Source organism: Microcystis sp. M53602_WE12 (genome assembly GCF_030065455.1).
In the GTDB taxonomy this organism is placed as follows: domain Bacteria; phylum Cyanobacteriota; class Cyanobacteriia; order Cyanobacteriales; family Microcystaceae; genus Microcystis; species Microcystis aeruginosa.
This window is the reverse complement of the sequence record NZ_JASJFB010000360.1, coordinates 1-9,789: the sequence shown is the minus strand read 5'-3', so window position 1 is coordinate 9,789 and position 9,789 is coordinate 1. Positions and strand designations below refer to the sequence as shown.

At 44.3% G+C, this 9,789-nt stretch carries 11 protein-coding genes and 2 pseudogenes; 9 read left to right on the top strand and 4 right to left on the bottom strand.

Going from position 1 to position 9,789, the window contains the following annotated elements:
* Window positions 1-90, top strand: a pseudogene (locus PX482_RS12570) (phosphate ABC transporter ATP-binding protein); the annotation flags it as partial.
* A gap of 74 nt (window positions 91-164) precedes the next feature.
* On the opposite strand, the gene PX482_RS12565 reads toward PX482_RS12570, so the two are convergent.
* The gene (locus PX482_RS12565; RefSeq protein WP_002760015.1) at window positions 165-296 is read right to left on the bottom strand and encodes a hypothetical protein; all 132 of its coding nucleotides are present in this window, start codon (window positions 294-296) and stop codon (window positions 165-167) included.
* Window positions 297-604: 308 nt separating this feature from the next.
* On the opposite strand from PX482_RS12565, the gene PX482_RS12560 reads away from it, so the two are divergent.
* The 8 genes from PX482_RS12560 to PX482_RS12525 all read left to right on the top strand — a co-directional run bounded on the left by PX482_RS12560 (window position 605) and on the right by PX482_RS12525 (window position 8,002).
* Window positions 605-871, top strand: coding sequence for a hypothetical protein (locus PX482_RS12560; protein WP_002760014.1), 267 nt, complete (start codon window positions 605-607; stop codon window positions 869-871).
* A gap of 641 nt (window positions 872-1,512) precedes the next feature.
* On the top strand, window positions 1,513-2,526 hold the full coding sequence (gene pstS, locus PX482_RS12555) for a phosphate ABC transporter substrate-binding protein PstS (RefSeq protein ID WP_002760012.1): 1,014 nt from the start codon (window positions 1,513-1,515) through the stop codon (window positions 2,524-2,526).
* Window positions 2,527-2,917: 391 nt separating this feature from the next.
* Complete coding sequence (gene pstC, locus PX482_RS12550) at window positions 2,918-3,892, top strand: phosphate ABC transporter permease subunit PstC (RefSeq protein WP_002760010.1); 975 nt, start codon at window positions 2,918-2,920, stop codon at window positions 3,890-3,892.
* Between the two features lie 4 nt (window positions 3,893-3,896).
* Window positions 3,897-4,781, top strand: a complete 885-nt coding sequence (gene pstA, locus PX482_RS12545) for a phosphate ABC transporter permease PstA (protein WP_002760009.1) — start codon at window positions 3,897-3,899, stop codon at window positions 4,779-4,781.
* A gap of 11 nt (window positions 4,782-4,792) precedes the next feature.
* Window positions 4,793-5,602, top strand: coding sequence for a phosphate ABC transporter ATP-binding protein PstB (gene pstB, locus PX482_RS12540; RefSeq protein WP_002760008.1), 810 nt, complete (start codon window positions 4,793-4,795; stop codon window positions 5,600-5,602).
* 1 nt (window position 5,603) lies between these two features.
* Window positions 5,604-5,789, top strand: coding sequence for a hypothetical protein (locus PX482_RS12535; RefSeq protein WP_196219836.1), 186 nt, complete (start codon window positions 5,604-5,606; stop codon window positions 5,787-5,789).
* A gap of 70 nt (window positions 5,790-5,859) precedes the next feature.
* A complete protein-coding gene (gene map, locus PX482_RS12530; RefSeq protein ID WP_002760006.1) occupies window positions 5,860-6,624 on the top strand; it encodes a type I methionyl aminopeptidase in 765 nt (254 codons plus the stop codon).
* A gap of 196 nt (window positions 6,625-6,820) precedes the next feature.
* Complete coding sequence (locus PX482_RS12525; RefSeq protein WP_288122507.1) at window positions 6,821-8,002, top strand: aldo/keto reductase; 1,182 nt, start codon at window positions 6,821-6,823, stop codon at window positions 8,000-8,002.
* On the opposite strand, the gene cobO is transcribed toward PX482_RS12525, so the two are convergent.
* The 3 genes and pseudogenes from cobO to PX482_RS12510 all read right to left on the bottom strand — a co-directional run.
* Complete coding sequence (gene cobO, locus PX482_RS12520) at window positions 8,003-8,608, bottom strand: cob(I)yrinic acid a,c-diamide adenosyltransferase (RefSeq protein ID WP_002760003.1); 606 nt, start codon at window positions 8,606-8,608, stop codon at window positions 8,003-8,005.
* A gap of 74 nt (window positions 8,609-8,682) precedes the next feature.
* The gene (locus PX482_RS12515; protein ID WP_288122505.1) at window positions 8,683-9,468 is read right to left on the bottom strand and encodes a Uma2 family endonuclease; all 786 of its coding nucleotides are present in this window, start codon (window positions 9,466-9,468) and stop codon (window positions 8,683-8,685) included.
* Window positions 9,469-9,674: 206 nt separating this feature from the next.
* A pseudogene (locus PX482_RS12510) lies at window positions 9,675-9,789 on the bottom strand (Uma2 family endonuclease); the annotation flags it as partial.

Genomic DNA, 9,789 nt, shown 5'->3' with positions numbered 1-9,789 from the left:
TATTTAGTGGAATATGATCGCACCGAGGTAATCTTTCAAAATCCCGCTCAAGAGTCCACTAGAGATTATGTTAGCGGTCGTTTTGGTTAAAGGATTAATAATTAATCGTTGTTCACGACCCCGGGATAGATTAATTTTTTCCCCAGGGAATGATTGAAAAACGATTAACTTAACTGATTGCGAAAACCTTTGGCACTAATAGTTAAAAGTATCATAGGGAAACCAATCAGAGCCAATAAACGAATAGCAAAACCAAAGATAAAAAGAGTCATCAGGACGGAGAGAATTAGTTTCATAAAATTGCCCGATTACGGAGAGATTTTGACGGCAGTTTTCGGGAACTTCTCGCCCCCTTTCCCTGTCTAAGTCTAAGGCAGTAGCGAGGGTAATATAATCTAAATTTTGCTGGTAATTTTCCCCGTTGTTGACCTTCTTCTCTACCTTCTTTTATTGCTTCTTGATCGACTTTAGTTTGTTTGAGATGGCTAAGACTAAACACGCCTTCTATGCCAACTATGCCAACAAGGTTTTTAGATTTATTCAGCAAGCCCTATATAATTCTAAGTAGAGAGACCGATAAAAAGCGCTAAAGGGATTGTAACCGATGACGGATGAAAGATTAGAACGGATCGAGAGCATACTACAGGCTACCGTTGTCCTCACGCAACAGAATCGAGAAGATATAGCACAGCTAACCCGTGAAGTTAGGACAATAGCAGGGAGTCTTGAACGAACCAACGAGCGCTTAAATCAATTTATCACTCAAGCTGAGAGCGATCGACAGTTTTTCCGCAACGAAGTCACCGGCATCCGTACAGAAGTTAAGCGAATTGTAGAGCATCTTTTCGGACAATCCCCAGATCAGGAGTAAAGATTAGCCAACGGGTATATATTAGCCAAATCACCGGCAAAAAGCTTGATCAACCCTAATTAGGGTCTGCTGAAAAAGTTTTTCGTGGGTGCAGGGTGTGGGGTTTTACCCATTTTTATACTAAATCCGGTTATTAAAAACTGATTATTTATTCACCCTTTTGCCTCTTGCCTGTTGCATGAGTGCCTGTCCTGATAAGTAACCTATACTCAACGGATTTAGTATCAGGTGGTCAATTACCTAATGTTCAGGGAAAAAGTGCCTAAATTTCCCCAAGATCACTTCCAAGATCGGCACTTTTTGATGGGAAAAAGTCTAAAAGTCTTATCCAACAAGGTTTTTAGATTTATTCAGCCTGCTCTAGATAAAAAGCTTTATCCGGGCAATTTCTCCCCAACAGATGGTTTAAATTAAGATTTCATCCTTGAATAGATACAATAGATTTTTGTCTTGATCGGTCTAACTAAATTGTTGCCAAAAGCTGTGAATTTTTTAAATCAAACTTAACCGAAATTTTACCAAATCTTAACCAAAAAAATCTCCAATATTTCTAGATTTAAAAGTAATATTTATGCCTTAAACTATATTTTGAAGAAAGTTCAACTTTCCCAATTGTGCAGGATTCTTCAACCAGAAAATTTATGATATTCTCAACTGCTACCCTAACTCGTGTGTGTGCTGTCTCCTTCGCCACGGCAGCGGCCTTAGCAGGGACGATGGGAGAAGCTTTCGCCCAAACCCTGAACGGTGCAGGAGCATCCTTTCCCGCGCCCCTATACCAGCGTTATTTTGCCGACTATAAAAACGCCACCGGTGTCACCGTTAACTATAATTCCGTCGGTAGCGGTGCTGGTGTCCGGCAATTTATCGCCGGAACCGTCGATTTTGGGGCTTCTGATGCCGCTCCTTCCTCCTCGGAAAAAAGCCAGATGAAAAACGGTTTACTGCTAGTTCCCACCGCCGGAGGAGCCGTCGCCGTGGTTTATAATCTGCCCGGGGTAAATAACCTGCAAATTTCCAGGGCTAACCTCGGTAAAATCTTCAGTGGCGAGATCACCAACTGGAAACAAGTAGATCCGAAACTGCCCGACCGACCGATTAAAGTAGTGGTTAGGGCTGATGGTAGCGGTACTACGGAGATTTTTACCTCTCACCTGAGCGCTATTAGTCCTTCTTTCAAAAGTAAAGTGGGAACCAGCAAAGAACCTAACTGGGGTTTTACCGTTCTCAAGGGACCGAAAAATGATGGTGTGGCGGCCCTGGTTAAACAAACAGAAGGCTCGATTGGTTACGTTCAAGATACCTTTGCCCGCAAAAACGAAGGGGCAACCATGAGAACCGCCAGAATTCAAAATAAAGCCGGTCAATTTGTCGAACCCAGTCTCGCTCAAGCTAACAAGGCGATGGAAGGGGTGAAATTTAACGCTGATTTTACCGCTAATGTAGATGATCCGAGCAGTGGTTATCCGATCGTCGGGATTACTTGGTTATTAGTACCGAAAGACTACGCTGATAACAAAAAAGCGGCGGAAATTAAAAGACTGTTGACTTGGATTCTCACCACCGGTCAAGGTATTAACAATCAATTGGAATTTACCCGGATTCCTCAATCGGTGACTCAAAAAGTTTTAGCCGAAGTTAACAAAATTAAATAAATAGGGTTTGCTGAATAAATGTGAAATGTAGGTAAGGTAAGGGTTTTGTGGCTTTTCTCGCGAAACAGGTGCAAATTTTGAGAGAATCGTCGTTCAAAACCTTGTGTCTTCATCGGCCCGCGTCCTGTAGGGGCGAAGCATTCGGGCAATAACCTATCGGTGAAACCGGAGATTTTCTAACCGAATGCTTCGCCCGTACTTTTTCAGCAAACCTAAATACTTTTGTATTAGTTTGGGCTTGATTGTCACCACTTTCCAGTAAAATGGAAAAAAGTCACCAGTTAACCTCATAACTAATAACTGCAAGTATTTCTTTTCTGTGGGCTGAACATTGTTCAGCCCCTACAGTTGCGTTTTCAACAACTGATAACTGGTAATCGCTCTCTACTTTATGGCCAATTTTTCTGAACCTGTTGAGTCTTTTGATCTTTCAGCAGCCAATCTTAACGAAAACCCCGGCACTGCCGGTTTATTTGATCGCATTTTTACGCTCCTAGTCTGGATTTGTGCCGCCTCTGGTTTAATTTTTCTGCTCTGGATGGCCTGGATTGTTTTTCAGGATGCGCGGCCGGCGATCAATGAATTCGGTTGGGGATTTCTCTGGGGAACCACTTGGGATGTTAACGTCCTCAAATTTGGTGGTTTACCCTTTATTTTCGGTTCGATCGTTTCCTCGATTCTGGCTCTTTTATTAGCTATTCCCCTCAGTGTCGCCGTTGCTTTAACCACTAGCGAGAATTATTTGCCGGCAAGTGTCCGTTATCCCATAGGTTTTTTGGTGGAATTAATTGCCTCGATTCCCAGTGTAATTATCGGTTTATGGGGGATTTTCGTGCTAATTCCCGTGCTTAAACCCCTGCAAGAATGGTTATTTCAAAATTTTGCTTGGTTCCCTTTGTTTAATACCCAACCTTTGGGACCAAGTATGCTGATCGCTGGTGTGATCCTGGCCATTATGATCGTGCCGACTATTTCCGCTATCAGTCGCGATGTGCTGCTTACCGTCCCCCCCGAATTACGCAGCGCCTCCATGGCCCTAGGTGCCACTCGTTGGGAAACCATCTGGCGCGTGTTGTTGCCGGCGGCGAGTTCTGGCATTGTCGGGGCGATTATCCTCGGTTTAGGGCGCGCTTTAGGGGAAACTATGGCGGTGGCCATGGTAATCGGTAACTCCTCGATTATTACTCCCTCCCTCTTGGCCCCCGGTTATACTATTCCCGCCGTACTAGCTAATACCTTCCCAGAAGCTTTTGAAAAAATCCACATCGGAGCTTTGATGTATTTAGCTTTGATTCTATTTGTTATTACCTTGGCCGTCAATAGTGTAGCGGCTTTATTAGTACAGTTTATCAACCGCAATCGTTAATTTTATGAGCCAAGGAGCTTTTCCCGAAGAAGATTTACAGCAACCCCTGTCACCCTGGCGACATTTTTTTACCAACGGTCTCACGGGTTTAGCGATCGCTCTTAGTGCTATCGCTATTCTGCCTTTATTCGCTATCCTCTTTCAAATTGTCAAAGAAGGTTTACCCGGATTCAATGGGCAAGTTTTCACCTCTTTACCCGCCCCAGTTGGCTCTGATCCCAGTGTTCCCAACGGTTTTGCCAATGCGATCGTGGGTACTTTAACTATGGTCGGTTTAGCGGCTTTAGGCAGCATACCTCTGGGGATTCTCACCGGGGTTTTCCTCTCGGAATTCGCTCGGGGTTCCAAAATTGGCGGCATTCTGCGCTTTGCGATCGTGGTGTTGAGTAGTACCCCTTCCGTTATCGTCGGGGTGTTTTCCTTCGGGGTTTTGGTGTTAACTACCAAACAATTTTCCGCCGTGGCGGGGGCCTTTGCTTTAGGGGTGATTATGTTGCCGATCATCGCTTTAACCACGGAAGAGGCGCTGAAACTAATACCCATGTCCTACCGTCTCGGTTCCTCCGCTTTGGGGGGTTCCCGTTTCGATACGGTATTTCGCATTGTCCTGCCAGCAGCGATCGCACCAATTATGACCGGGATATTATTAGCAGTAGCCCGGGCTGCTGGAGAAACCGCCCCCTTAATGTTTACGGCTTTATTTAGTCAATTTTGGCAAGAAAGTCTTTGGTCGCCCACACCGGCTTTAACGGTGTTGATTTATAACTACGCTAGTTCCCCTTTTCCTGAACAAAATTCCTTGGCTTGGACAGCTTCTTTAGTCCTGATTATCTTAGTTTTAATTACTAGCCTTCTTTCCCGTTTTGTCACTCGTAAACGCTCAAATTAAGCATTTTTCTTATGATCGATTCCTCTCTCATGAACAATCCTACGTCTCTAGCTAATTCGGCGATCAAAGTCGAAAATCTCAGCTTTTTCTACGGTAGCAAAAAAGCCCTGGAAGGTGTTTCTTTAGAAATCCCGCAAAGGCAAGTAACCGCCATGATCGGCCCCTCTGGTTGTGGTAAATCCACTCTCTTAAAAGCCCTCAATCGCATCGGGGAATTAGAGGGACAGGTGACAGTTAAAGGCAAAGTTAGGTTTTTTGGCCAAGATATCTACGCTCCCAAAGTTAACCTTCATACCTTACGGCGACAGGTGGGTATGGTGTTTCAGCGCCCTAACCCTTTTCCTGCTAGTATTTACGATAATATTGCCTACGGTATTAGAATTTATCGTTCCGCTAGTCGCAGTGAATTAGATGCAATTGTGGAATCAGCTTTAAAAGGGGCTGCTCTTTGGAATGAAGTTAAAGATCTGTTGAATAAATCCGCTTTAGGATTATCGGGAGGACAACAACAAAGATTGTGTATTGCTCGCGCTTTGGCGGTAAAACCAAAAGTATTATTAATGGATGAACCTTGTTCCGCTTTAGACCCCCTTTCTACCCTCAAAGTCGAGGAATTAATCCATGAATTGAAGCAACAATACACGATCGTCATTGTCACCCATAATATGCAACAGGCCTCTAGGGTATCCGATCGCACGGCCTTTTTTAATACCGATGAAAGCCGCGTCGGTCATTTGGTGGAATGTGATGCCACCCAGAAAATTTTCACCGATGCAGTTAATCAACAAACTCGCGATTATGTAGCCGGTAGATTCGGTTAATTTGTCTTGTCAGGAGATAGGAGACAGGAGACAGGAGACAGGAGATTATTTTTATTTATTCTCCCCACACCCCACACCCTACACCCTACACCCCACACCCTACACCCCACACCCCACACCCCACACCCTACACCCCACACCCTACACCCATCTCCCCACTTCCCACTCCCATAACCCAACCCCCTAAACAATAACGCTGCCCGATTTTGCTAGGATAAGAAATGTAACAAGAATCTTTCTCAACAGTCGGATAATTCATGGGCAACGATACCATCACCTTACTCTCTCCCCGGGAAATTGAAAAAATGCGCCGAGCCGGACGATTAGCGGCTAAACTGTTAGACCATCTGGCCGATATGGTTAAACCGGGGGTAAGTACCCTAGAAATCAATGACGAGGCAGAACGTTGGACTCGCGCCCATGGAGCCAAAAGTGCGCCCCTAGGATACCATGGCTTTCCTAAGTCCATCTGTACTAGCATTAACGAGGTTATTTGTCACGGCATCCCCAGCGCCGATCAAATCCTCAAAGACGGCGATATTATTAACATCGATGTCACACCGATTTTAGAAGGTTATCACGGCGATACGTCGCAGACTTTCTTTGTCGGTACTCCCTCCCCCCTGGCCAAAAAGTTAGTGGAAGTTACCAGAGAATGTCTGCAAAGAGGCATAGATGCAGTGCAGCCGGGGGGTAAAATCGGCGATATCGGGGCGGCTATCCAAGAATATGCCGAAGGACAAGGATTTTCGGTGGTTAGAGATTTTGTCGGTCATGGTATCAGTAATGTTTTTCACACCGGTCCGCAGGTTCCCCACTACGGCACTCGTGGCAAGGGCAAAAAAATTCGCCCCGGCATGGTATTCACCATTGAACCAATGATTAATGAGGGAACCTGGCAACATATTGTCTTAAAAGACGGTTGGACTGCTATTACTAAAGATGGTAAACTTTCGGCCCAATTTGAACACACCATCGCCGTCACCGAAACCGGTGTCGAAATTCTCACTTTATCCGATTAAATTTAGGGAACGGGGAACAGGGGATAGGGAATGGGAGAATGGGGAAATAGGGAAGTTTCAACTAATACCCCAAAACCCTAAAACCCTAAAACCCCATCACCCCTCTCCCTTCTCCCCCCGCAACGCGCACGAAGTGGTCTCCTCACTTCCCCACTTCCCACTAATAACTGATAACTGATAACTGATAACTGAATATATGCAGTATCGTCGTTTCGGTCGCACTAATCTACAAATGCCGATGTTTTCCTGTGGGGGAATGCGCTATCAATTTCAGTGGCAGGATGTGCCGATGTCGCAAATTCCCGACGAGAATCAAGGCAATTTAGAGGCAATCATCAATAAATCTCTGGAAGTGGGGATTAATCACATCGAAACCGCTAGGGGTTACGGCACTTCCGAGATGCAATTAGGCAAAATTTTGCCGCAACTACCGAGGGACAAGATTATCGTGCAGACGAAAGTTTCTCCTAGTCAAGATGTGCGGGAATTTCGCCGTAAATTTGAGCAATCCAGGCAATTTTTACGGTTAGATTATGTGGATTTGTTGGGTATCCATGGCATCAACACGGCTGAAATTCTCGATTACACTATGGCCGAGGGCGGTTGTTGGCAAGAGGCGAAAAAATTACAGCAACAGGGAAAAGTTCGTTTTATCGGTTTCTCGACCCATTCACCAACTGATGTAATTGTCAAGACTATTGCAACAAATTGTTACGATTACCTCAATCTGCACTGGTACTATATTTTTCAGCATAACTGGCCAGCCATAGAAGCGGCAAAACAGCACGATATGGGGGTTTTTATCATTAGTCCCGCCGATAAGGGCGGCCATCTCTACAATCCTCCCCCTAAGCTCGTGGCTCTCTGTTTTCCTCTCAGTCCGATGGTTTTTAATAACCTATTCTGTCTCAGTCATCCGACCGTCCATACCCTTAGTATCGGTGCTGCGCGAGCCAGAGATTTTGATGAACACCTGAAAACTTTACCCTTACTCGATCGAGCCGAGGAGATTTTACCGCCAATTATCGAGAGATTGCAAGGGGAAATGATCAACTGTTTAGGCGATAATTGGGTGAAAACTTGGTCTGTGGGTTTACCTAGCTGGGAAAATACCCCCAATCACATCAATATTCGTTTTATCCTCTGGTTACGCAATCTCGCTATCGCCTACGATATGCTCGACTTTGCGAGGGCCAGATACAATCTCTTGGGGAATGGGGGTCATTGGTTCCCCGGTCAACAGGCAAAAGAGGTGGAAAAACTCGATTTAACTGCCTGTTTAGCCGCTAGTCCCCACGCTAATAAAATTCCTTATCTTCTCGCCGAAACTCATCGATTATTGTCGGGAGAGACGGTACAACGCTTAAGCAGTAGTTAATTAAAATTCGATGCCGGGTTGCGCTTTTACTCCCTGTTGACGAAAGGGATGTTTAATTAACTTCATTTCCGTGACTAAATCCGCTATCTCGATTAATTCGGGTAAAGCTCCTCTACCAGTGAGAATAACGTGAGAATTAGCGGGTTTTCGGGCTAAACCAGCGATAACTTCCTGAATATCCAGATAGCCGAATTTAAGGGCGATATTGATCTCATCGAGTAAAATTAATTGATATTGGGGATTTTCGAGAAAAGTTAGGGCTTTTTGCCATGCTTCTTCGGCTTTCTCTATATCTCTTTCTCTATCTTGGGTTTCCCAGGTGAAACCTTCCCCCATTGCATAAAACTCGATTTGTTCCCCCCAAACACTAAAAATCTTTTGTTCGGCAGGTTCCCAAGCACCTTTGATAAATTGTACCACCGCCACTTTGTAACCATGACCGAGGGAACGTAAAACCATACCGAGGGCTGCCGTGGTTTTTCCCTTGCCATCGCCGGTATTAACGATAATTAAACCTTTTTCAGCGATTTTTTCGGCTAAACGTTCCTCTTGGATGACCTTGCGGCGCTGCATTTTTTCTTTGTATTGTTCGGGAGTGAGTTGCATTCAAGTCTGTCCAGTCAAATCAAGATAATTGTAACTCAAGGGGTTATCGATCGCTGTTTGCAGATTTTAGCTGGCTAAATTGTCTGGGGGTTGATGCCTAATTCTCGTAATTTTGCCGCTAATCTTTCCTTAGCTTGTCGTTCTTGTTCTTTTTCTAAAAGAGCCTGTTCTTTTTCTAAAATAGCCTGTTCTTTTGCCTGTCGTTCTTGTTCCTTTTCTAAAAGAATCTGTTCCTTTTCTAAAAGAATCTGTTCTTTTGCTTGTCTTTGCTGTAATTCAGCTTCTTGGGGAGTGGGAACCAATTGACCATCGGCGGTAAAATAACGCAGTTTACGCTCAAATATGCCTAAATATAATCCTAACTGTTCACTCCATAGATAACCCCGGTCATTGGCAGAAATAGCTTGATATTGTCCCTCAAGTATCGTAAATCCTTGCAATTCTAAGGTATTAGGATCGAACCAAAAATAATTAGGAGTGCGAAAAGTATTTTGGTAGAGAATTTTCTTTTTAGTGCGGTCAATATTGGCCGTAGAATCGGAAAGAATCTCGACGATTACATTGGGATATTTCCCCTGTTCTCCCCAAACCACCCAACTTTTGCGGGGACGTTTTTCTGTATCTAAAACCACAAAAAAATCAGGACCACAGAAATCGCGCTTTTTCAGTTGTTCTTCGTTATAGTAGATAGTCAGATTACCGGAAGCGTAGTAATCGTTTTTCTCTTGCCATAACAATTCTAGACAACTGAGAAGAATTATGATCTGTTGCAGGTGTAAATCACTTTCCAAGGGTGGTTCATCACTCCATAAATCCGTGGGGGGACAGGTGACTTCTGGTAAAATGTCGAGAGTTGTCATAGTTTTTCCCCTGGCTGGGACATTGATCTAATTATAACAGCTATGAGAAATTATCAATTATGAATGTAGTAGGGTGCGCCCTTCCACGCGACGCTGCATTTTTTCTTTGTATTGTTCGGGAGTGAGTTGCATTCGGGTCCGTCCAGTCAAATCAAGATAATTGTAACTCAAGGGGTTATTGATGGCCGTTTGCAGATTTTAACCGGCTAAATTGTCTGGGGATTGATGCCTAATTCTCGTAATTTTGCCGCTAATCTTTCCTTAGCTTGTCGTTCTTGTTCTTTTTCTAAAAGAGCCTGTTCTTTTTCTAAAATAGCCTGT